The organism is Burkholderia sp. WSM2232, from assembly GCF_000472545.1.
In the GTDB taxonomy this organism is placed as follows: domain Bacteria; phylum Pseudomonadota; class Gammaproteobacteria; order Burkholderiales; family Burkholderiaceae; genus Paraburkholderia.
The window spans coordinates 148,422-170,388 of the sequence record NZ_AWZV01000014.1; the positions used below are offsets into that span (position 1 = coordinate 148,422).

Consider the following 21,967-nt stretch of genomic DNA (forward strand, 5'->3'; position numbering starts at 1 on the left):
GGACTGTAGCAAACGGCTTGCCTTTTTACAAAGGATCAGGTTTCCAATTCATATGCACATGCGTGCTAAGCCGCAGCCGCGGCGTTCGCCATCGCGCGAGTTTCAACTCTACAGCAGATACGAATGCGCGGCATGCATCGCAACATGGAACGTGGGCGCGGCGCCATCGGGGAAAACGCGAGACGGTTGTGCCGCGGCGAATGCGCGGCAGCGGGGCAAACGCGGCGCGGGCGTGGCCCGCCCGCGCCGCCGGTCATGCTGGCGAGACCTCTACCGCTCCACCGGATGCGGCTCTTTCAGCCTGTTGGACACCCGGATCGCATCGAAGTATGCCGGGTTGGGCGGACGCTTCTGATAACGGCCCGCGCCACGCGCTGCGCGCAACTCGCCATCGGTCCAGGCAAGCGCGCCGCGCGTGAGCGTATGCATGGCCACGCCCTGCACGGTCATTCCTTCGAAGACGTTGAAGTCCACGTTCTGATGATGCGTCTTCACCGAAATGGTCTTGCTTGCCTGCGGGTCCCACACGACGATGTCCGCATCGGCGCCCACGCGTATCGCGCCTTTGCGCGGATACAGGTTGAAGATTTGCGCGGCATTGGTGGACGTGATGCGCACGAACTCATTGGGCGTGAGACGCCCCGAGTTCACGCCGTGATGCCATAGCACGGCCATGCGGTCTTCCACACCGCCGCAGCCGTTCGGGATCTTCGTGAAGTCTTCGCGGCCCATTGCCTTCTGCGATGCGCAAAAGACGCAGTGATCGGTGGCCGTGGTATGCAGTTGCCCGGCCTGCAAGCCGCGCCAGAGTGCTTCGCGATGCTCGACTGAGCGAAACGGCGGGCTCATCACATGAGCGGCCGCGCGCGTCCAGTCGGGATCGCGATATACCGCTTCGTCTATCACCAGGTGGCCCGGCAGCACTTCGCCGAATACGCGCAGACCTTCGCTGCGCGCGCGGGAGATCGCGTCGACCGCGTCTTTAGCAGACACGTGCACGATATACACCGGCACGCCAAGCACCTGGGCAATGCGAATCGCGCGGTTGGCGGCCTCGCCTTCCACCTCCGGCGGCCGCGATAGCGGGTGAGCTTCCGGACCAGTAAAGCCCTTTGCGAGCAACTGACGCTGCAGCTGAAACACCAGCTCGCCGTTTTCCGCATGCACGGTAGGCAGCGCGCCGAGTTCCAGCGAACGCGAGAAGCTGTTCACCAGCACTTCGTCGTCGGCCATGATCGCGTTCTTGTAGGCCATGAAGTGCTTGAAGCTCGACACACCGTGCTCATGCACGAGCGTGCCCATGTCGCGGTACACCGAATCGTCCCACCAGGTAACGGCCACATGAAAGCCATAATCTGCCGACGCCTTCTCGGCCCAGCCGCGCCACTCGTTGAACGCTTCCATCAGGCTTTGTTTAGGACTCGGAATCACGAAGTCGATGATGCTCGTCGTGCCGCCCGACAATCCGGCCGCCGTGCCGGTGTAGAAATCGTCGCTCGCCGTGGTGCCCATGAACGGCAGCTCCATGTGCGTGTGCGGGTCGATGCCGCCCGGCATCACATACTGGCCGCCCGCATCGACTATCGCCGCGCCCGCCGGGGCCGCGAGGTCCGCGCCGATCTGCAGGATCGTGCCGCCGTCCTGCGGATCGGCACATAACACGTCGGCACGGTAGGTGTTTTCCGCATCGACGATCGTGCCGCCGCGAATCAGGGTCGTCATGTTCCGCCTCCTTGTGAACTTGCTTATATCGCTGCCGCCAGCGTTGTTGTCTACGCGCTCGCCACGCGCGCACTCGGTCCCTTGCTGAACTTCATCCATGCGCTATAGACGACCGACGCCAATGCAAGCCCGACAAACCATGCATACGTATAGAGCGTATTGAAGATCGACGGCACGTTGGCAAACGAAGCCGGAAAGGCGGTGTGCAGGAAACCGGGCAGATTCGGCAACACGCCAATCACGAGCGCGACCACCGCGCCAATGTTCCATCCGCCTGTATAGCTATATTCGCCGCGCTCGTCGAAGAGCTCGCGCGTATCGAGGCGCGTGCCGCGAATCAGGAAGTAGTCGACCATCAGAATGCCGGCCACCGGACCCAGCAGCGCCGAATAGCCGACGAGCCACGTGAAGATATAGCCCTGCGTGGTCGCGAGAATCTTCCACGGCATCATCACGATCGCAATGGTCGCGGTGATCATGCCGCCCGCGCGATACGAAATGCCTTTGGGCCACAGGCTCGAAAAATCATAAGCGGGGCCGACGAGATTCGCGGCCAGATTGCAGCACATGGTGTCGAGCGTGAGAATGACGAGCGCCAGCCCAACGCCGATACCAGTCATCCGGCTCGTCAGGTCGATCGGGTCCCAGATCGCCTTGCCGTAGATCACCACGGTCGCCGAAGTCACGACCACGGAGATGACCGAGAGCAAAGCCATCGGCACCGGCAAGCCGATCGACTGTCCGACCATCTGGTCGCGCTGTGTTCTCGCAAAGCGTGTGAAGTCGGGAATGTTCAGCGCAAGCGTGGCCCAGAAGCCCACCATCGCAGTGAGGCTCGGCCAGAACGTGAACCAGAACATCCCCTCTTTTTTGCCTCCCGGCACGAACTGCGACGGTGCGGAAAGCATCGAGCCGAGGCCACCCGCCTTCGAGGTCGCCCACCACACGAGCGCCACGCACATCACGATCTTGATAGGCGCCGACCAGCTTTCGAGCCAGCGGATCGAATCTGTGCCGTGCACGATGAAGTAAATCTGCAGCGCCCAGAAGAGGAGAAAACAGGCGAGCTGTCCAATGGAAATGTCGATGAACGGCAAGGCCGCGCCATGCAGCGCGTTGCCGGTCAGAATATTCAGTAGCGTATAGATCGCGCTGCCGCCCAGCCACGTCTGGATACCGTACCAGCCGCACGCCACGATGGCGCGCAGCATTGCAGGCAGCTTGGCGCCCTGGGTGCCGAACGACGAGCGCACCAGCACCGCATACGGGATGCCGTGCTTCGCGCCCGCGTGACCGATCAGCAGCATCGGCACAAGCACGATCATGTTGCCGAGCAAGACCGTCATTACCGCCTGCCACGGCGACATGCCCTGTTCGGTCAAGCCGGCGGCTAGCATGTATGACGCAATGTTCATCACCATGCCCACCCACAGCGCGGCGAAGTGATACCAGCGCCAAGTGCGCTGCGCGGTGCCGGTCGGCGCGAGGTCGTCGTTGTAAAGACTGCTGCTGTGCGCGCCGGCCGCGAATTGCGGGTCGGCGGGTTGCGCGGTCTGCTTCATCGAAAGATCTCCACTTGATCGTTGCAGCCCGCGCGGCTTCTTGCGGTGCGTCGGGCGTTAAGGAAAACACGGCTCCTGCACAAGCGCTGTGCAATGAAAAAGTGCCCTGTTTCAGGCGGCTTTTGCCGCGTGCGCCGGCTCCGTGTCTGCTTCGTGCGCTTCGCTCTGTGCCACGTCCACGCGGGCCGGATTGTTCGGATGGGTGGTCCAGTTCGCGTACTCGCCGTTATCCACGCGCTCCATCGTGATGCATTGCTCGACGGGGCACACGTGCATGCACAGATTGCAGCCCACACATTCGGAGTCCATCACTTCAAAATGCCGCACGCCAGCTTTTTCTTTTGTGATCGCCTGGTGCGCAGTGTCTTCGCACGCGATATGACATAGCCCGCATTGAATGCACTTGTCCTGATCGATGCGCGCCTTGATGCTGTAGTTGAGGTTCAGATACTTCCAGTCAGTGACGTTGGGCACCGCCCGCCCGCGGATGTCGTCGAGCGTCGCGTAGCCCTTTTCATCCATCCAGTTCGAGAGGCCGTCCGCGAGATCCGTCACGATGCGAAAGCCGTAGTGCATGGCCGCCGTGCAAACCTGCACGCTGCCGGCGCCCAGCACCATGAATTCCGCCGCATCGCGCCACGTGGAAATGCCGCCTATGCCCGAGATCGGCAGGTTCGGCGTTTGTTCGTCGCGCGCGATTTCGGCCACCATGTTGAGCGCGATCGGCTTGACCGCCGGGCCGCAGTAGCCTCCATGCGTGCCCTTGCCGTCGACCATCGGCAATGGCGACATCGCGTCGAGATCGACGGCGACAATCGAGTTGATCGTGTTGATCAACGAAACGCCGTCCGCGCCGCCCTTGTATGCCGCGCGCGACCCGAGGCGAATGTCGCTAATGTTTGGGGTGAGCTTCACGAGGCACGGCAGGCGCGTGCCTTCCTTGACCCAGCGCGTAACCATTTCGATGTATTCGGGCACCTGACCGACCGCCGAGCCCATGCCTCGTTCGCTCATGCCGTGCGGACAGCCGAAATTCAATTCCACCGCATCGGCGCCGGTGTCTTCCACTAGCGGCAATATCCATTTCCAGTCGCGCTCATTGCACGGCACCATCAGCGACACGATCATCGCCCGCTCGGGCCAGTCGCGTTTGACCTGCGCGATCTCTCGCAGATTCACTTCCAGCGGACGATCCGTAATCAGCTCGATGTTGTTGAGCCCCGCGATACGCTGACCGTTCCATTGCACGGCGCCGTAGCGCGAACTCACGTTGACCACGTGCGGGTCGAGGCCGAGCGTCTTCCACACCACGCCGCCCCAGCCTGCCTCGAACGCGCGGTTCACGTTATAGGCTTTGTCGGTCGGCGGCGCGGAAGCGAGCCAGAAGGGATTCGGCGATGAGATGCCGGCAATCGTACAGCGCAGATCGGCCATATTGGGCTCCTTGGGGACGGCTGTTTTTGTGTGACCCGTTTTATGCGACCCGCCTCTCGGGTCTTTCGCGCTACGCGGCCTTGATGCCGGTGCGTGCCAACTGCGCATGAATGGCGTCGGCTGCGAGCTTGCCGTCCTGCACCGCCTGCACCGTCAGATCGATGCCGCCGCCGGCCGCGCAATCGCCTCCGGCCCATACACCGGCGAGCGAGGTCTGCCCGTTCGCATCTACAGCGATGCGGCTGCCGTCGAGCGTCAGCAGTTCGCGATCGAGTCCGACAGTCACGAGCGTCTGCCCGATTGCCTTCAGCACCATGTCCGCTTCAATGACGAAGCGCTCCGCGTCGCCCGTGCTCATCGTTCGCTCGAACTCCACCCCCGTCACCACGCCGCCCTCTCCAAGCAGACGCACCGGCGTTGCGTGCGTGACGAGCGTGACGCCGTTGGTCTGCGCGAACCCGCGCTCCGCCCACGTCGCGCTCATCGATTCGACGCCGCGCCGGTATACCATCGTCACCGCAGTCGCGCCGAGCTTGCGGCTTTGCACCGCGGCGTCCACTGCCGTATTGCCTCCGCCTATCACGACGACGCGGCGGCCAACCGGGACGCTGCCCAGGTCGCGCGCGCTGCGAATCGCTTCGATAAAGTCCACTGCGTTCATCACGCCGGCCAGATCCTCGCCAGCCGCGCCAAGCTCACGTACCCCGGCGAGGCCGATCGCGAGAAACACCGCGTCGTATTGCTTGCGCAGCGCATCCAGTTCGACGTCGCGACCGAGCGCCGTACCGTGCCTGATCTCGATGCCGCCGACCGAGCACAGCCATTGCACTTCGCGCTGCGCGAAATCGTCGACGGTCTTATAGGCCGCAATGCCGTATTCGTTGAGCCCGCCGGCTTTCTCGTGCGGGTCGTAAATCGTCACTTCGTGGCCGCACAGCGCGAGGCGATGCGCGCAGGAAAGGCCTGCCGGGCCCGCGCCGAGCACGGCAACCCGCCGGCCGGTTGCGGGCGCGCGCGTAAAGAGCGCTTCGCCGCGCGCCATCGCCCAATCGGTTGCATGGCGTTGCAGCGCGCCAATGGCTACCGGCTTCGCATCCTGATGGTTGCGCACGCAAGCACCTTCGCAAAGAATCTCGGTGGGACACACCCGCGCGCACATGCCGCCAAGCGGATTCGCCGACAGAATGTCCACCGCTGCGCCCTTCAGATTGCCGTTGCCGATCTTGCGGATAAAGCTGGGAATGTCGATCTGCGTCGGACACGCGTTCACGCACGGTGCGTCGTAGCAGTAGTGGCAGCGGCTCGCCGCCGCCGCTGCGGCGCTCGCGTCGAGCAACGGCGCAATGTCGGAGAACTCGCAGGCAAGCTGCTCTGGCGACAGGCGCTGCGCGGCGATGTCGCCGGTTTGCTTGATGGCCATACACGTTCCTTCTGTCGATGTGAGGACGCAGCCGCGCTGGTCGGCGCTCGCGTGAACGAGGCCCGCACGGCATTTTTCTGGCACTGCGATTACTACGTCACTGCGGTAAAACGGCTAAAGCACTAACGTACCAAAGCACCAAAGCAACCGAAGAAGTACCCACTATGAAACCGGCTCGCACGCCCGCTCCAGCATAGCGTGCAGCAGGACGTTCGCGCCCGCCTCGATCCATTCGAAAGTGGCATCCTCGATTTCGTTGTGACTGATACCGTCCACGCAGGGCACGAACACCATCGACGTCGGCGCGACCTGCGCTAGGTAACACGCGTCGTGTCCCGCGCCCGACACCATGTCGCGGTGCGAATAACCGAAGCGTTCAGCCGCCGCGCGCACGGACCTCACGCAGGCTTCGTCGAACGCAACAGGAGCGTAGTAAAAGATCTGTTCGAGTTCCGTTTCGAGCCCAATGCCGCCCGCAATGCGGGCAACGCCCTCGCGCAATGCGGCATCCATTTTCGCGAGCACGGCGTCGTCGGGGTGACGGAAGTCGACGGTAAAGAACACGCGGCCCGGAATCACATTGCGCGAGTTCGGATGCACCTGCATCATGCCGACCGTCGCGCATGCGAGCGGCGCATGGTCGAGCCCAATGCGATTGACAAGATCGACAACGCGCGAGGCGCCCAGCAACGCATCGCGCCGACGCGGCATGGGTGTCGGCCCCGCATGCGCTTCCTGGCCCGTCAACGTGACCTCGTACCAGCGCTGGCCTTGCGCATCGGTGACCACGCCAATGGTTTTCTGCTCGGCTTCAAGAATCGGCCCCTGCTCGATATGCAGTTCGAACGCCGCATGCAACTGACGGCCGCCGCATGGCACATCACCCGCATAGCCAATGCGCTGCAATTCCTCGCCGATGGTCTTGCCGTCTACGTCCTTGCGCGACAAACCATACTCGAGGGAAAACACCCCCGCAAATACGCCGGACGCGACCATGGCGGGCGCAAAGCGCGAGCCTTCCTCATTGGTCCAGATCACGACTTCTATGGGATGCTCTGTTTCTATGCCGTGATCGTTCAGGCTGCGAATTACTTCCAGACCGCCCAGGACACCGTAGATGCCGTCGAAGCGGCCACCCGTCGGCTGCGAATCGGCATGCGAGCCGGTCATGACGGGCAGCGCGTCCGGGTTGCGCCCAGCGCGGCGCATGAAGACGTTGCCCATCTGGTCGATGCTGACCGTGCAGCCGGCTTCCTTCGCCCAGCTAACTATCAGGTCGCGCCCTTGCTTATCCAGGTCGGTCAGCGCGAGGCGGCATACGCCGCCTTTGGGCGTCGCGCCGATTTTCGCCATTGTCATGAGGCTGTCCCACAGCCGCCTGCCGTCGACCCGGACCGACGCCGCGTCGTCCGCACCCGCCACGAGAGCCCCCTTCGACGCGCTCTTCAGCGCTTCAGTAACCGCGTTCATTCGTCTCGCTCCTTTCGGTGAACCGACATGAAACTGGTGCATGGGCGGCGGTTGTGGGGCGTGTCCGCACGGTCGCGGTGCAAGCTCGATGCACGCGGCTGCCGCTGATACAAAGGGCAAACCCTGATGCATGTCCCGCTCTGTCAATCCTGTCCAGTTGGACAGGTTGTAGACGATTCACACCGCCAAATCAATGCTTTTCGTACGAGATGAATCAGAGCGAGAAGCGTGCCATTGCATTGCAGCACGGCCGTGGGAGACCTGAGAAATACGCGTGTGAGCGCGGCGTCCAGCGGCTAGAATGAAGCGCGACGCGGCACTCATGCCGGCGAAGGCGAACATGAGAGACGAAGACGTAGCGGCACGCATCACCGACCACGACGAAACCCGCGCGCCTTTGCGGCGGCGCAAGGCGCACATTCGCGAGTCGAACGAAGCGCACCTTCTGGCATGCGCCGAGGCGGTTTTTGCGGAACGCGGGCTGGACGGCGCGAGCACCGCGATGATCGCCGAGCGCGCAGGTCTACCGAAAGCCAACGTGCATTACTACTTCCCTACCAAACTCGCGCTCTACCGCCGCGTGCTCGAAGACCTGTTCGAAGACTGGCATCGCGCGGCCGATACCTTTGAATGCAGCGACGACCCCGTTGAGGCAATCGGCGGCTATGTGCGGGCCAAAATGGAATTGTCGCGGCGGCGTCCGCTCGGCTCGAAAGTATGGGCGAGCGAGATCATCCACGGCGCCGAGCATATGGAAGACATCCTCACAGGCCGGGTCAAGCCGTGGCTCGACAGCCGCGTGAAAGTAATCGACAGCTGGATTGCACGCGGGCTGCTCGCCCCGGTGAACCCGCGCACGTTGATGTACATGATCTGGGCCACCACCCAGCACTACGCGGACTTCGACGCGCAGATCCGCGCGCTCAAAGGCAAGCGCGCGCTCACGCAAAAGTCGTTCGAGGCGACGACCGAAGAAGTCGTGCGACTCGTGATTCGCGCGTGCGGCGCGGTCTCGCCAGCACAGAGCGAGGAAGGCGCGGACCCTGCGCGCTAGGGGTTTTCGCGCGGCGGCGCTGCTTCAGTAGGTTTCCAGATGCAGGCGCCCTTCCTTCCTCAACCTCGCCCACAGTGCATCCCAATCCATCTGATGCTGCTCGCCTATTTCCTTGAGCGCTTGCAGCACGCCGTCTTCCATGCCCTTTAACCCGCACACGTAGATATGCGTGTTGTCGTCTTGCAGCATATGCGCGACGTCGACCGCACGCTCGCGCATGGCGTCCTGCACATAGCGCCTCGGCTGACCCGGCGTGCGTGAAAATGCCAGATTGGTATCGATAAAATCTTTCGGCAGATTAGTTAGCGGCCCGAAGTATGGCAATTCCTCCTTGGTTCGCGCGCCGAAAAACAGCATCAGCTTGCCCGTCGCACCTTTGAGCCGGCGCCGCCGCCGATACTCGGTCATCGCACGCATCGGCGCGGAGCCGGTGCCGGTGCAGATCATCAGCAGATGGGAGTTCGGGTGGTTCGGCATCAGGAAGGTGCCGCCAAACGGGCCGATTACGGTTACTACGTCGCCCTTCTTCAGGTCGCACAGATAGTTGGAGCAGACGCCGTCGAGCGAGTCTCCATGTCGTTGCGAGACGCGCTTCACCGTTAGCGAGACGTTGTTGTAGCCGGGCCGCTCGCCGTCGCGGGGGCTCGCAATCGAATACTGGCGCGCGTGGTGCGCCCGTCCGTCGGCGGTAACGCCTGGGGGCAGCACGCCTATCGACTGGCCCTCCAGCACGGGGAACGGCATCGAGCCGAAATCCAGCACGATGTGATGGATATCGCTTTGCGTTGACGCGTCGGTCAGCCGGTAATTGCCGACCACGGTCGCCGTGGTCGGTGCCTTGTGCGTATAGAGATTGACGTACGGTTTTGCCGCTGACCACGGCGGCACGACGGAGCCGCGCACGGTATCGACGTCTATCCCGCTGGCGGGCGCCGCTTCGTCGCGCGTCGTGTCCGCAACGGGCGATTCGTCCACCGGGGGGACGGCCATGGTGTTCTGCTCAGGCAGTACGTCCCATGTGAACTGCTCTTCGACCGGATACGCGTCGGCCTTCAGCACGGTGCGCCAGTTGTCGATCGCGCCTGTCGGGCACGGCGGCACGCACGCCATGCAGCCGTTGCAGACATCCGCCTTCACGACGTAATTGTTCTCGTCGTGCGTGATCGCGTCGATCGGACAGGTCTCTTCGCACGTGTTGCAGCGAATGCAGATTTCCGGATCGATCAGATGTTGCCTGAGTACCTCGACCGACACTGGGCCGTTCATGATTGCCTCCACCCTGTAGTGCTGAAAAAGCGTGCCGCGCTTTTTCGCGTGCGTTCAGTTAAAGCGCACGTATTCGAAATCGACCGGCTGACGGTTCACGCCCATTGCAGGCGGCGCAATCCAGTTCGCGAACTTGCCCGGCTCCACCACGCGTCCCATCAGCGAGGCGACGAATGCGCGGTCTTCGGGTGTGGCGAGCCACCTGGCTTCGTTGGCGGCCCACTCCGCTTCGCTGACCACGCGGCCCTCCGGCGAGACGCGCGTGCCCGCGAAGGTGCCGATCTGCCGGTTGAATGCCTTGTGCGGCACAGTCATGCGAAAGTCGATGCCGGCCTTTTCGAGCACCTTGTTCCAGCGCCCCACGCCTGCCACCGAATCCTTGATGTAGTCGTCGCGCAGCACCTCGTTCATTGCATTGAGCATGGGCACTTCGCGCTCCACGAGCTTGCCGTCCTGCACGTCGAGCAATTTGTAGCTCTGCCCGTTCAGTTGATGATCGTCGTCGCGCTTGCTTTCCTCATAGCGGCCTTTGAGTCCCGAACTGTAGAAGGTGGCGGCGTTCGACGAATGATCCGCGCCGAACAGGTCGATCGTCACCGAGTAATGGAAGTTCAGATAGCGCTGGATGGTCGGCAAGTCGATCACGCCGGCTGCGCGAATCCTGGCGACGTCGTCGGTGCCGAGTTCGTTCATCACCTGCGCGGTGCGCTGAATCACGCGCGACACACCCGATTCGCCGACGAACATATGGTGCGCTTCTTCGGTCAGCATGAACTTCGTGGTGCGCGCAAGCGGATCGAAGCCCGATTCCGCGAGCGCGGAGAGCTGGAACTTGCCGTCGCGGTCCGTGAAGTACGTGAACATGTAGAACGCGAGCCAGTCCGGCGTTTTCTCGTTGAACGCGCCGAGAATGCGGGGATTGTCGTCGTCGCCCGAACGGCGGCCCAGCAATGCTTCGGCTTCCTCACGACCGTCGCGTCCAAAATAGCGATGCAGCAGATAGACCATCGCCCACAGGTGCCGGCCCTCTTCCACGTTGACCTGGAACAGGTTGCGCAGGTCATACATGGACGGCGCGGTCAGGCCGAGGTGGCGTTGCTGTTCGACGGAAGCCGGCTCCGTATCGCCCTGTGTGACGATGATGCGGCGCAGATTCGCACGATGTTCGCCGGGCACGTCCTGCCACGCGGCCTCGCCCTTGTGCTCGCCGAAATGAATCTTGCGGTCCTGCTCGCCGGGCGTGAGAAAAATGCCCCAGCGATAGTCCGGCATCTTCACGTGATCGAAATGCGCCCAGCCGCCGGCATCCACGCTCACGGCCGTGCGCAGGTATACGTCGTAGCCGTGCGAGCCTTCCGGTCCCATGTCGCCCCACCAGGACAGAAAGTTGGGTTGCCATTGTTCGAGCGCGCGTTGCAGCGCGCGGTCGTCGGCGAGATTGACGTTGTTCGGAATCTTTTCGCTGTAATTGATGGTCGACATGGTCGGTTCCTTGCAATGCTCAAGATGAGAGGCGCGCGAATAAAGCGCAGATCGCGTGGCGGCGCGCGTCAGACGCGCGAAACGTCGAATTGCGCCTTGCTGCCCTTGCCGTACACCTTGAGCGCGCCCTTCTCGCCTACAGCGTTCGGCCGGTTGAAGATCCAGTTCTGCCATGCAGTGAGACGGCCGAAGATGCGCGTCTCCATCGTTTCAGGCCCGTTGAAGCGCAGATTCGCTTCGAGCCCCGTGAGCGCGTCCGGCGACATGGCCGCGCGCTCCTCCAGTGCAATGCGGATTTCGTCGGCCCAGTCGATATCGTCCGGCGCCGCGGTCACGAGGCCGAGACGCTCCGCTTCCACCGGCTTGATCTGCTGGCCGATGAGCGAACGAACGTCGTCGAGCGCTTGCGTTTCCTCATAGAAGCGGCGCGCGAGCCGCGACTGATGCGTGACCATCGGATAAAGCCCGAAGTTGACTTCCGACAGCGTGATGGCCGGCTCTTCTTCCTCGTTGCCCGGCAACGCGGCCATGTACGAGCGGTCCGCGGCGAATGCCAGTTCGGCGAACGTGCCGGCAAAACATGAGCCGGGCTCGATCAACGCAAACAGGGACCGCGACGATACGTCGATGCGTGCGAACGTGCGGCGCAACATGCCGATCGTTTCGCGCACGAACCAGTGGTCCTTGTGCTGCATGAGCATCGCATCCACGGCGAGCAGGTTGCGCGCGTCGCCTTCGGTGCGAAACACCCAGGTGCCCACTTCGAGTTCGTTGGTGCGCAGCGAGAGGATCGCGTCGTCGAGTTCGCGCGCGAATTGCAGCGGCCACCAGTTGGCGCCTGCGGCGACAATCGCCTCGACCGTCGTGGGCTGTGCTGCCTGCGGCGCGCGGGCGTTGAAGGTGGCAAGGCGCCTCGCGCGGTCGATGCTCACTTCGAGCGTGTGGTACGTCAGGCCGTCATCGCGGTCAGTGCGTTCTATGCGGGTCAGCTTCACGCCTTGCGCGTCCGCAGGACGGTCGCTCTGCGCAGCGAGTTCGAGCGCGCGAGCCTGAATAGCCGCGTCGAACTGGTTTGGCTTCACGACTTCATCGACAAGACGCCACGCCTTCGCGCGCTCGCCGCGAATGCCCTCGACCACAGTGCAAAAGATGTCGGCGCGGTCATGGCGCACCCGGCGCTTGTCGGTCACGCGCGTGAGTCCTCCGGTGCCGGGCAGCACGCCGAGCAGCGGCACTTCCGGCAGCGACACGGACGACGAACGGTCGTCGATCAGATAGATCTCGTCGCAGGCGAGCGCGAGTTCGTAGCCGCCGCCCGCACATGCGCCGTTCACCGCCGCCAGAAACTTGAGCCCGGAATGACGCGACGAGTCTTCGAGGCCGTTGCGCGTTTCGTTGGTGAACTTGCAGAAGTTGACCTTCCACGCATGCGACGAAACCCCCAGCATGAAGATGTTCGCGCCCGAGCAGAACACGCGGTCCTTCAGGCTCGTCACCACGACGGTTCGCACTTCCGGATGCTCGAAGCGGATGCGCTGGATCGCATCGTGAAGTTCGATGTCTACGCCGAGGTCATACGAATTGAGCTTCAGCTTGTAGCCGTCGCGAATGCCGCCGTCTTCCGCGATGTCGATGCCGAGCGTCGCAACCGGCCCATTGAAACTCAGTTTCCAATGCTTGTACTGGGAAGGATCGGTGCGGTAATCGACCGGCGCAATGGCGGTTTCTGCTGTGGACATGGGCGTCTCCTGACTGGACGATGCAAGTTGTTGATCGAACAATAGTGCATCGTCCTGCCCATGTAAAGCATTTTAATGCATGTTAACGCGTTAACCCTGACTCTCCAGTGCAGGTTACGCGGCCGGCGCTTCGTCGGGAGACTCGGCAGCCAGTCTTGCCGCAAGGCGGTCCCGCAGTTGCAGATAGGCGTCGGCCAAGGTCTTTTCGCTGGTGTCGAAAGTCATGTCGGCGCGGCGGTACAGCTCACTGCGCCCGGCCAGAATGCGCTTCAGATCGTCCATCGCCTCCTTGTTGCCGGACATGGGACGCAAATCGCCCTGCGCGACCACCCGCCGCATGTGCTCCTCCGGCGCCGCCTGCAGCCACACGGTAAAGCAGTGCGACAGCAGCGCGTTGAACGTGCCCGACTCCGACACGAGCCCGCCGGGCGACGCGATCACCGCGCGCTCGTGCTCCTTGATGACCGCCTCCAGCGCGCGGTGTTCGTAACGCCGGTAAGCGCTCGCTCCGTATAGCGAGTGAATCTCCGAGGGCGGGCAGCCGGCCAGTTGCTCGATCACCCGCGTCAGTTCGACGAACGGCACCTTGCGCTCCTGCGCGAGCATCCGGCCGAGCGTCGACTTGCCCGCGCCGCGCAGGCCAATCAGCGCGATCCGATCCTTGCGGTGCGGGTCGCGCGGCGCCTGCGCGAACATCTCGGCAAGCGTCATGCGCGCCCGCTGCAGCGCGGCCTGATCGCGCCCGTGCAGCAGCTCGCGAATCAGCAGCCATTCCGCCGACGCTGTGGTTTCGTCGCCGATCACTTCGGCAAGCGGGCAGTTCAAGGTGGCCGCAATCTGCCGCAACACCAGCACCGAAGCATTGCCGACACCCGACTCGAGATTTGCCAGATGCCGCTCGGACAAGCCAGTCTCCGCGGCGAGCGTCTTGCGCGTCATGCCCCGCCGCGCGCGCAACAGACGCACGCGTTCCCCCATCGCGGTGAGAAACGGATCACGCTCCTCGCGTTCGCCGGCACGCTCGGCGCGCTCCGGGCGAACGGCTTCGTCATCGGCGGCGGAGGGCGACGGCGCGTCCGGCGGCGTTCCGGCGTAATTCTGCTTCATGTTTTATCCCTCACAAACCTCGTTACATGTACTATAGTGCTTGACACACACCCCGTGAACGGTTAATTTTCGCCCAACCTTGATCCATGTACAAAGACTGCCGCGATATTTCGCGCGGCGTCACGGAGACCGCGCAACGCGTCACATGCAATGACGTGCATGCGCACAGTCCGGAGGCTTGCATGTCCCCATCCGAATTCCAGCGGCTGATTGCCCAGGTTACCGCGCAACTGGCCGGCCGGCCGCTGAACGCCGACCTCGCAGACTGGCTGAACCGCGCGTATCCCGCCGACAGCCCCACCTTCCGCGAAATCGCCGATGCGTGCCGCGCCGGAGTCGCCGAAGGCTGGCTGTGCAACCGCGAAGCCGGCGGGCTGCGTTACGGCCGTATTTTCAAGGCGCTGCCCGACACGCACGGTTTCTCTGTCGACGTGGTCGAGATGAAGGACATGGCCGGGCCGCATCACGTTCATCCGCATGGAGAGATCGATCTCATCATGCCGCTCACCGAAGGCGCGACCTTCGACGGCCACCCCGCCGGCTGGTGCGTGTATGAGCCCGGCTCCGCGCATCGCCCGACGGTGGCGAAAGGCGCCGCGCTCGTGCTTTATCTCCTGCCGCAAGGCGCCATTGAATTCACCGCGGCCTGAGTGCCGCCACGAGTGCCGCCATGATCGAACTATTGAAGAATTACGTCGCGGGCGAATGGGTTGCGGGCGCGGGAGAAGGCGTCACGCTGAGCGACCCGGTGACGGGCGAAGCGCTTGTGCGCGTCTCGAGCAAAGGGCTCGATCTGCCGAACGCATTCCGTTATGCCCGCCACGAGGCAGGTGGCGCGCTGCGTGCGCTCACCTACGCGCAGCGTGCAGCGCGCCTTGCCGACATCGCCAAGGTGCTGCAGGCCAGGCGCGACGATTACTACGCCATCGCACTCGCGAACTCCGGCACCACACGCAACGATTCAGCAGTCGATATAGACGGCGGCATTTTCACGTTGTCGTATTACGCGAAACTCGGCGCTTCGCTCGGCGATGTACATATGCTGCGCGACGGCACTGCGAGCGCACTGAGCAAGGACCAGTCGTTTAGCGTCCAGCACGTGCTGACGCCCACGCGCGGCGTCGCGCTCTTTATCAACGCATTCAATTTCCCGTCGTGGGGCTTGTGGGAAAAAGCGGCGCCCGCGCTGCTCTCCGGCGTGCCTGTCATCGTCAAGCCCGCAACAGCGACCGCATGGCTCACGCAACGCATGGTCGCCGATGTGGTCGACGCCGGCATTCTGCCGCGCGGCTCGCTGTCGGTGATTTGCGGCAGCTCCGCGGGGCTGCTCGATCAGGTTCAGGCATTCGATGTGGTGTCGTTCACCGGCTCGGCCGAAACGGCCGCGACCTTGCGCGCCCATCCGGCTTTCGTCGCACGCGGCGCACGGCTGAACGTCGAGGCGGACAGTTTGAACAGCGCGATTCTCTGCGCGGATGCGGCGCCCGACACGCCGGCGTTCGAGCTCTTCATTAACGAAGTCGTGCGCGAAATGACCGTGAAGTCCGGGCAAAAGTGCACCGCGATCCGGCGCGCCTTCGTGCCGGAAGCCATGCTCGAAGCGGTGATCGATGCGCTGACAACTAAACTGGCGAAGGTTACCGTGGGTAATCCGCGCAACGACACCGTACGCATGGGCTCGCTTGTGAACCGCGCGCAATACGCGAATGTGCTGGCGGGTATCGCCGCTTTGCGCGAGGAAGGCGTGCTCGCGTATGACGGTTCGTCCACGTCTCCTCTCGACGCGGACCCGGCCATCGCGGCGTGCGTGGCGCCGCATCTCTTTGTCGTCAACGATCCGGACGGCGCGACGCTCTTGCATAACGTCGAGGTGTTCGGTCCGGTGGCGAGCGTGGCGCCGTATCGCGTTGCGCGCCACGCCGAAGAATTACCCGAAGCGCATGCCGTCGCCCTCGCACGTCGCGGCGAGGGCTCGCTAGTCGCGTCGATCTATTCGAACGACGACGCGCATCTCGCCACGCTCGCAGTCGAACTCGCCGATTCCCACGGCCGCGTGCATGCCGTGTCGCCTTCGGTGCAACACAGCCAGACCGGCCACGGCAATGTGATGCCCATGTCGCTGCACGGCGGACCGGGACGCGCGGGCGGCGGCGAAGAACTCGGCGGCCTGCGCGCCCTCGGCTTCTATCACCGGCGCTCGGCGATTCAAGCGTCCGCAACGGCAATCGACGCACTCGCGCAACTCGCTCATCTGCCCGCGCCCTGACGGCCTGGCGCACGGCATACATGACGCAAGAGGCAAACACCCTGCAACGCAGTAGCGCATGCAAGCATTCAGCGGATCATGAGCACATAACAGCCGGACCGCCCCCACTGGATGGAGGAGACACATGGAAGCCTTGTTCGAACCGGCTGCAAGCCAGCCCGCCGCGACGGTCGAGCCGCCGCCCGCGCGCTTCAATTTCGCCGCTCATCTGTTCGAGCTGAATGCGTCGCGCGCCGCCAAGACCGCGTATATCGACGACAACGGCAGGACCAGCTATGGCGAACTGGACGAACGCGCGCGGCGCTTTGCGACCGCGTTGCGCAGTCTGGGTGTGCATCCCGAAGAACGGGTGCTGCTGGTGATGCTGGACAGCGTGGCCTTGTCCGTCGCATTTCTTGGCGCGCTCTACGCAGGCGTGGTGCCGGTGGTGGCGAACACGCTGCTCACGCCAGCGGACTATGTGTATATGCTCACGCACAGTCATGCACGCGCGGTAATTGCGTCCAGCGCACTTGCCGCAAATGTCACGCAGGCGATGGAGTCGGCCGAACACGACGGCTGCCAGTTGATCGTTTCGACGCGCGCGTCCGCAGCGCCCGAGAGCACGCCGCTCGCGGCGCCCGTATTCGAAAATCTCGTCGAGGCGGCGGCGCCTGCTGTGAAGCACGCGGCAACCGTTTGCGACGACATCGCCTTCTGGCTTTATTCGTCGGGCTCGACCGGCAAACCCAAAGGCACCGTGCATACCCATGCGAATCTTTACTGGACCGCGGAGCTGTATGCAAAGCCGGTGCTTGGCATTGTCGAGAGCGACGTGGTGTTTTCCGCGGCGAAGCTCTTCTTTGCTTACGGCCTCGGCAACGCGCTGACCTTTCCGCTGTCGGTGGGCGCGACCACCGTGCTGATGGCGGAGCGCCCCACGGCCGATGCCGTGTTCGACCGCCTCACGCGTCATCGTCCGACCGTTTTCTACGGCGTGCCCACGCTCTATGCAAGCATGCTCGTATCGCCGAAGCTGCCCGCGCGCGAAGAGGTCGCGATGCGCGTGTGTACGTCGGCCGGCGAAGCATTGCCGCGCGAAATCGGCGAGCGCTTTACGAAACACTTCGGTTGCGAAATACTCGACGGCATTGGCTCGACCGAAATGCTTCACATTTTTCTCTCGAACCGCGCGGGCGCAGTCGAGTACGGCACCACGGGGCGCCCCGTGCCCGGCTATGAAGTCGAACTGCGCGACGAGCGCGGCCATCCGGTCGGCGACGGCGAAGTGGGCGACCTCTACATCAAAGGACCCAGCGCAGCGCTCATGTACTGGTGCAACCGCGAGAAATCGCGCGCCACGTTTCTCGGCGAGTGGATTCGCAGCGGCGACAAGTACTGTCGTTTGCCGAACGGCTGCTATGTGTACGCAGGCCGCAGCGACGACATGCTGAAAGTCAGCGGCCAATATGTGTCGCCGGTCGAAGTGGAAATGGTGCTGGTGCAGCACGATGCAGTGCTCGAAGCGGCGGTGGTCGGCGTAGACCACGGCGGCCTCGTGAAGACCCGTGCGTTCGTCGTATTGAAGAGCGAGTTTGCAGCGTCTGAGATACTGGCGGACGAACTCAAGGCGTTCGTGAAGGACAGGCTCGCGCCGCATAAATACCCGCGCGACATCGTATTCGTCGACGACTTGCCGAAAACCGCAACCGGCAAGATTCAGCGCTTCAAACTGCGAGAACTATCATAAGGTGATACATGCAGAACCCCGCTTTCGAGACGCCGGCGACTCATTTTGCCGACCTGCCTGGTGGCGCGTCGCATGGGCCATTGCGCATCGAATATCGCTGGTTGAACGATGCAGCGGGCGATGCGCCGCTCGCAGTCTTTCTGCACGAAGGGCTGGGCTCCGTCGCGATGTGGCGCGACTGGCCGCAAACATTGTGCGAGCGACTCGGCATGCGCGGACTCGTCTACTCGCGGCCGGGCTACGGATTGTCGACGCCGCGCGAGCATCACGTCAAATGGCCGGTCGATTTCATGACGCGCGAGGCGCGCGATGTCCTGCCGGCGCTGCTCGACGCACTGCGCGTCGACCTGCACCAACGCCGGCGTATGTGGGTAATCGGCCATAGCGACGGCGGCTCGATTGCGTTGCTCTATGCTGCGCTGTTTCCGCACGCGCTTGCCGGCACGATAGCCATTGCACCTCATGTGTTCGTTGAAGACCTGTCCGTGCAAAGCATTGCGCAGACCAAGGTGCTCTATGAAACCACCGACCTACGCGGCAAGCTCGCGCGCTATCACGCGGACGTCGACTCCGCATTCTACGGATGGAACGATATCTGGTTGAATCCGGCGTTCCGGCAATGGTCGATCACGCAGCAACTCGCGTCGATAGCCACACCACTACTCGCCGTGCAAGGCCATGACGACAACTACGGCACGATGGAGCAGATCGACACCATTGCAGAGCACGTGCCGCACGCGCAGCTCGCCCGACTCGACGCGTGCGGGCACTCGCCGCATCGCGACGCCCCGGACCGGCTCAACGACGTCATTGCAGCGTTCGTGTCCCGGCACCGGTAGTTGCGATTGCACAATTCTCAACAAATCCTCAAATTTCCAAAACTTCACAAAACTTACACAGGTAAGCGGATATTCTTTTCTCACCGCTGACCTGGGCATGCCGATGCCCGCGCGTTCCCCGTGCCGGAGACATCGCCATGTTCTTTGTGTGGAAGCCCTGCATTGCCCTGCATGTCAAACGTTTGGCAATGGCGCTCGTGGTGCTGCCGCTCGTCGCGCTGATCGGCGCATGCGGCAACGACGACAGCAAAACCCCGGATCCGGGCGCAGCTAGCTCCACCAGCAACGACAGCGGCAACGGCAACGCCGCCGTGCTGTCGGCCAATCCGGCCGCCGTGTTGCCCTCGTCTGCCGCTGTGACGATTCAAAGTCCTGCATTACCCGCATCAAGCGCAGACCCGGCATTGTCCGCCGCCGCGTCGGCGCCGCTCGCCACACCCGTTATTCATAGCGTTGATTGAGTCCCGCACTTCACGCGGCGCGCGGCTTACGCTTGCGCGCCGCGCGAAGCGTTCCCCACTGAAGACACAAAGGCTCATACCATGACCTCAAAAAATCGCCGCGATTTTCTCCGCTCGGCTGCGCAGGCGGCAGGCTCGTTCACTGCCCTGAGCATGCTGCCGGCCGGCATCCGCAATGCGCTCGCCATTCCGGCCAATAACAGAACAGGCACGATTCGCGACGTCGAGCACATTGTCGTGCTGATGCAGGAAAACCGCTCCTTCGACCACTACTTCGGCACGCTGCGCGGCGTGCGGGGCTTTGGCGACACGCGTGCGGTGAATCTGCCGAACGGCAAGCCTGTGTGGTATCAACCGCTTGCCGCCGATCTCGGCTACGTGCTGCCGTTTCGCCCGACCGCGCCGAATCTCGGCCTGCAATTCCTGCAAGACCTCGCACACGACTGGAACACCACGCATGCTGCGTGGAACGGCGGCCGCTACGATCAATGGGTGCCCGCCAAGAGCGCGACGACCATGGCCTACCTCACGCGCGAGGACATTCCGTTTCACTATCAACTCGCGGATGCGTTCACCATCTGCGACGCGTATTACTGCTCGCTGATGGGCCCCACCGACCCGAACCGCTACTACATGTGGGCGGGCGGCGTGGGCAACGACGGCACGGGCGGCGGTCCGGTGATCGACAATTCCGAACTCGGCTATGGCTGGTCGACCTACCCGGAAGTGCTGCAGAACGCCGGCATAACGTGGAAGATCTATCAGGACATCGGCACCGGTCTCGACGCAAAAGGCTCGTGGGGCTGGACGCAAAACGCGTACATCGGCAATTACGGCGACAACTCGCTGCTCTACTTTAACCAGTACCGCAACGCGCAGCCGGGCAACCCGCTGTACGACAACGCGCGCACCGGCACGAATGCATTGAAGGGCGACAGCTATTTCGACATACTCAAGCGTGACGTGCAGAACAACGCATTGCCGCAAGTGTCGTGGATCGTCGCGCCTGAAGCGTATTCCGAGCACCCGAACTGGCCCGCGAATTATGGCGCGTGGTACATCGACCAGGTGCTGCAGATTCTCACGTCGAATCCCGAGGTGTGGAGCAAGACCGTGCTTCTCATCAATTACGACGAGAACGACGGCTTCTTCGATCACATGGTGCCGCCGTGCGCGCCGAGCTCGAGCGCGAACGGTCTTTCCACTGTCGACACCGTCAACGAAATCTATCCGGGCGATGCGAAAAACGTTGCCGCGCCATACGGTCTCGGCCCGCGCGTGCCGATGCTCGTGGTCTCGCCGTGGTCCAAGGGCGGTTATGTGTGTTCGCAGGTGTTCGACCATACCTCGGTGATCCGTTTCATCGAACAACGCTTTGGCGAACAGCACAACCTCACCGAGTCGAACATCTCGCCGTGGCGTCGCGCGGTGTGCGGCGATCTGACATCGGCGTTCAACTTCAGCAATCCGAACGATACGTTCCCGACGTTGCCAGCCACGAGCGGCTATGTGCCGGCGGACCAGAACCGTCACCCCGATTACGTGCCCCTGCCGCCGGCAATTCAGGCGGTGCCGCGTCAGGAGTCGGGGGTGCGTCCCGCTCGCGCGCTGCCGTATGAGCTCTTCGTGCGCGTGCACGGCGAAGGCGCGGAGAAAACGCTGACCATGCGCTTCGTCAACACGGGCAGCGTGGGCGCGGTATTTCAGGTGTACCGCGCAAACAGCCTCGAGGCGCCGCGCACCTACACAGTGGAAGCGGGCAAGCGCTTGCAGGATCACTTCGCGCTGAACGTGGACGGCACCTACGATCTCACCGTGCATGGTCCGAACGGTTTCCTGCGCCGCTTCGCGGGCCGCCCCGTTGCGCGCAGCTGGTGGGACGGCTCGGACATTGCGCGCCCGGAAGTGCTCGAAGGTTACGACGTGGCGAACGGCAATCTGCAATTGCGCCTTGAAAACGTGGGTAGCGCGCATTGCAAGTTCACGATCGTGAATGCATACGACCCGAAGCACTCGATCAAGCGCGTGGTGCGCGGCGGCGATACCGACGAGCTGTACCTCGATCTTCGCAACGCGCATGGCTGGTACGACCTTGCGATTACCGTCGACACCGACCCGCTGTTCACGCGCCGTTTTGCGGGCCACGTGGAAACAGGCAGGAGCAGCATGAGCGATCCTGCACTGGGCGCATGATCGCGAACTGAATCGAACAGGCACGAACGGCCGCTGCGCTTGCAACGCTGCGGCCGTTTTTTTCTTCTCGTATCGCTTGTGCTTTATCGTGCGATTCATCAATCATCAGACGTATCGCGACACGGCGACGCCTATCGCGCTACGCGTAAACACCGCCGACACCTCCTCAAGTCTTGATGCGTGCAAGCCGTATACAGCGTATGAGGCGCCCGCCTCATCGTCC

General features: G+C 63.1%; 16 protein-coding genes. 7 read left to right on the plus strand and 9 right to left on the minus strand.

Annotated elements, in window-relative coordinates; all coding sequences use genetic code 11:
* Positions 1–270: 270 nt before the first annotated feature.
* The 5 genes from hydA to F757_RS0115105 all read right to left on the minus strand — a co-directional run bounded on the left by hydA (position 271) and on the right by F757_RS0115105 (position 7,608).
* On the minus strand, positions 271–1,722 hold the full coding sequence (hydA, locus tag F757_RS0115085; protein WP_027212118.1) for a dihydropyrimidinase: 1,452 nt from the start codon (positions 1,720–1,722) through the stop codon (positions 271–273).
* A gap of 50 nt (positions 1,723–1,772) precedes the next feature.
* Positions 1,773–3,284 carry an NCS1 family nucleobase:cation symporter-1 gene (locus F757_RS0115090; protein WP_027212119.1) on the minus strand — a complete coding sequence of 504 codons (1,512 nt, stop codon included), beginning with the start codon at positions 3,282–3,284 and terminating at the stop codon, positions 1,773–1,775.
* A 111-nt stretch (positions 3,285–3,395) separates the two neighbouring features.
* Positions 3,396–4,718, minus strand: coding sequence for an NAD-dependent dihydropyrimidine dehydrogenase subunit PreA (gene preA, locus F757_RS0115095; RefSeq protein WP_027212120.1), 1,323 nt, complete (start codon positions 4,716–4,718; stop codon positions 3,396–3,398).
* Positions 4,719–4,788: 70 nt separating this feature from the next.
* The gene (locus F757_RS0115100) at positions 4,789–6,138 is read right to left on the minus strand and encodes an NAD(P)-dependent oxidoreductase (protein WP_027212121.1); all 1,350 of its coding nucleotides are present in this window, start codon (positions 6,136–6,138) and stop codon (positions 4,789–4,791) included.
* A 162-nt stretch (positions 6,139–6,300) separates the two neighbouring features.
* Complete coding sequence (locus F757_RS0115105) at positions 6,301–7,608, minus strand: Zn-dependent hydrolase (RefSeq protein WP_027212122.1); 1,308 nt, start codon at positions 7,606–7,608, stop codon at positions 6,301–6,303.
* Positions 7,609–7,948: 340 nt separating this feature from the next.
* Between F757_RS0115105 and F757_RS0115110 the strand changes: the two genes are divergently transcribed.
* Complete coding sequence (locus F757_RS0115110) at positions 7,949–8,662, plus strand: TetR/AcrR family transcriptional regulator (RefSeq protein ID WP_051376773.1); 714 nt, start codon at positions 7,949–7,951, stop codon at positions 8,660–8,662.
* Positions 8,663–8,686: 24 nt separating this feature from the next.
* On the opposite strand, the gene boxA is transcribed toward F757_RS0115110, so the two are convergent.
* From boxA to F757_RS0115130, 4 genes are all read right to left on the minus strand, one after another.
* A complete protein-coding gene (boxA, locus tag F757_RS0115115) occupies positions 8,687–9,928 on the minus strand; it encodes a benzoyl-CoA 2,3-epoxidase subunit BoxA (RefSeq protein ID WP_027212124.1) in 1,242 nt (413 codons plus the stop codon).
* 54 nt (positions 9,929–9,982) lie between these two features.
* Positions 9,983–11,410 carry a benzoyl-CoA 2,3-epoxidase subunit BoxB gene (gene boxB, locus F757_RS0115120; protein WP_027212125.1) on the minus strand — a complete coding sequence of 476 codons (1,428 nt, stop codon included), beginning with the start codon at positions 11,408–11,410 and terminating at the stop codon, positions 9,983–9,985.
* Between the two features lie 68 nt (positions 11,411–11,478).
* Positions 11,479–13,149 (minus strand): 2,3-epoxybenzoyl-CoA dihydrolase, encoded by a 1,671-nt coding sequence (gene boxC, locus F757_RS0115125; RefSeq protein WP_027212126.1) that lies wholly within the window; start codon positions 13,147–13,149, stop codon positions 11,479–11,481.
* Between the two features lie 114 nt (positions 13,150–13,263).
* Positions 13,264–14,256: a helix-turn-helix transcriptional regulator gene (locus F757_RS0115130; protein WP_027212127.1), complete on the minus strand. Its 993-nt coding sequence runs from the start codon at positions 14,254–14,256 to the stop codon at positions 13,264–13,266.
* Between the two features lie 182 nt (positions 14,257–14,438).
* Between F757_RS0115130 and F757_RS0115135 the strand changes: the two genes are divergently transcribed.
* From F757_RS0115135 to F757_RS0115160, 6 genes are all read left to right on the plus strand, one after another.
* Positions 14,439–14,906: a DUF4863 family protein gene (locus tag F757_RS0115135; protein ID WP_027212128.1), complete on the plus strand. Its 468-nt coding sequence runs from the start codon at positions 14,439–14,441 to the stop codon at positions 14,904–14,906.
* 20 nt (positions 14,907–14,926) lie between these two features.
* Positions 14,927–16,522 carry a 3,4-dehydroadipyl-CoA semialdehyde dehydrogenase gene (locus F757_RS0115140; RefSeq protein ID WP_027212129.1) on the plus strand — a complete coding sequence of 532 codons (1,596 nt, stop codon included), beginning with the start codon at positions 14,927–14,929 and terminating at the stop codon, positions 16,520–16,522.
* A 124-nt stretch (positions 16,523–16,646) separates the two neighbouring features.
* Positions 16,647–18,251 carry a benzoate-CoA ligase family protein gene (locus tag F757_RS0115145; protein ID WP_027212130.1) on the plus strand — a complete coding sequence of 535 codons (1,605 nt, stop codon included), beginning with the start codon at positions 16,647–16,649 and terminating at the stop codon, positions 18,249–18,251.
* 8 nt (positions 18,252–18,259) lie between these two features.
* Positions 18,260–19,090, plus strand: a complete 831-nt coding sequence (locus tag F757_RS0115150) for an alpha/beta fold hydrolase (RefSeq protein WP_027212131.1) — start codon at positions 18,260–18,262, stop codon at positions 19,088–19,090.
* A 137-nt stretch (positions 19,091–19,227) separates the two neighbouring features.
* A complete protein-coding gene (locus F757_RS0115155) occupies positions 19,228–19,551 on the plus strand; it encodes a hypothetical protein (RefSeq protein WP_027212132.1) in 324 nt (107 codons plus the stop codon).
* An 81-nt stretch (positions 19,552–19,632) separates the two neighbouring features.
* On the plus strand, positions 19,633–21,744 hold the full coding sequence (locus F757_RS0115160) for a phosphocholine-specific phospholipase C (RefSeq protein ID WP_027212133.1): 2,112 nt from the start codon (positions 19,633–19,635) through the stop codon (positions 21,742–21,744).
* The last annotated feature ends 223 nt before the right edge of the window (positions 21,745–21,967 follow it).

Coding starts and splice junctions, on each gene's coding strand:
- F757_RS0115105 (WP_027212122.1), bottom strand. CDS start 7,608: ATGAACGCGGTTACTGAAGCGCTGAAGAGCGCGTCGAAGGGGGCTCTC.
- boxB (WP_027212125.1), bottom strand. CDS start 11,410: ATGTCGACCATCAATTACAGCGAAAAGATTCCGAACAACGTCAATCTC.
- preA (WP_027212120.1), bottom strand. CDS start 4,718: ATGGCCGATCTGCGCTGTACGATTGCCGGCATCTCATCGCCGAATCCC.
- boxA (WP_027212124.1), bottom strand. CDS start 9,928: ATGAACGGCCCAGTGTCGGTCGAGGTACTCAGGCAACATCTGATCGAT.
- F757_RS0115145 (WP_027212130.1), top strand. CDS start 16,647: ATGGAAGCCTTGTTCGAACCGGCTGCAAGCCAGCCCGCCGCGACGGTC.
- F757_RS0115090 (WP_027212119.1), bottom strand. CDS start 3,284: ATGAAGCAGACCGCGCAACCCGCCGACCCGCAATTCGCGGCCGGCGCG.
- F757_RS0115160 (WP_027212133.1), top strand. CDS start 19,633: ATGACCTCAAAAAATCGCCGCGATTTTCTCCGCTCGGCTGCGCAGGCG.
- F757_RS0115130 (WP_027212127.1), bottom strand. CDS start 14,256: ATGAAGCAGAATTACGCCGGAACGCCGCCGGACGCGCCGTCGCCCTCC.
- F757_RS0115155 (WP_027212132.1), top strand. CDS start 19,228: ATGTTCTTTGTGTGGAAGCCCTGCATTGCCCTGCATGTCAAACGTTTG.
- F757_RS0115150 (WP_027212131.1), top strand. CDS start 18,260: ATGCAGAACCCCGCTTTCGAGACGCCGGCGACTCATTTTGCCGACCTG.
- F757_RS0115135 (WP_027212128.1), top strand. CDS start 14,439: ATGTCCCCATCCGAATTCCAGCGGCTGATTGCCCAGGTTACCGCGCAA.
- boxC (WP_027212126.1), bottom strand. CDS start 13,149: ATGTCCACAGCAGAAACCGCCATTGCGCCGGTCGATTACCGCACCGAT.
- F757_RS0115100 (WP_027212121.1), bottom strand. CDS start 6,138: ATGGCCATCAAGCAAACCGGCGACATCGCCGCGCAGCGCCTGTCGCCA.
- F757_RS0115110 (WP_051376773.1), top strand. CDS start 7,949: ATGAGAGACGAAGACGTAGCGGCACGCATCACCGACCACGACGAAACC.
- hydA (WP_027212118.1), bottom strand. CDS start 1,722: ATGACGACCCTGATTCGCGGCGGCACGATCGTCGATGCGGAAAACACC.
- F757_RS0115140 (WP_027212129.1), top strand. CDS start 14,927: ATGATCGAACTATTGAAGAATTACGTCGCGGGCGAATGGGTTGCGGGC.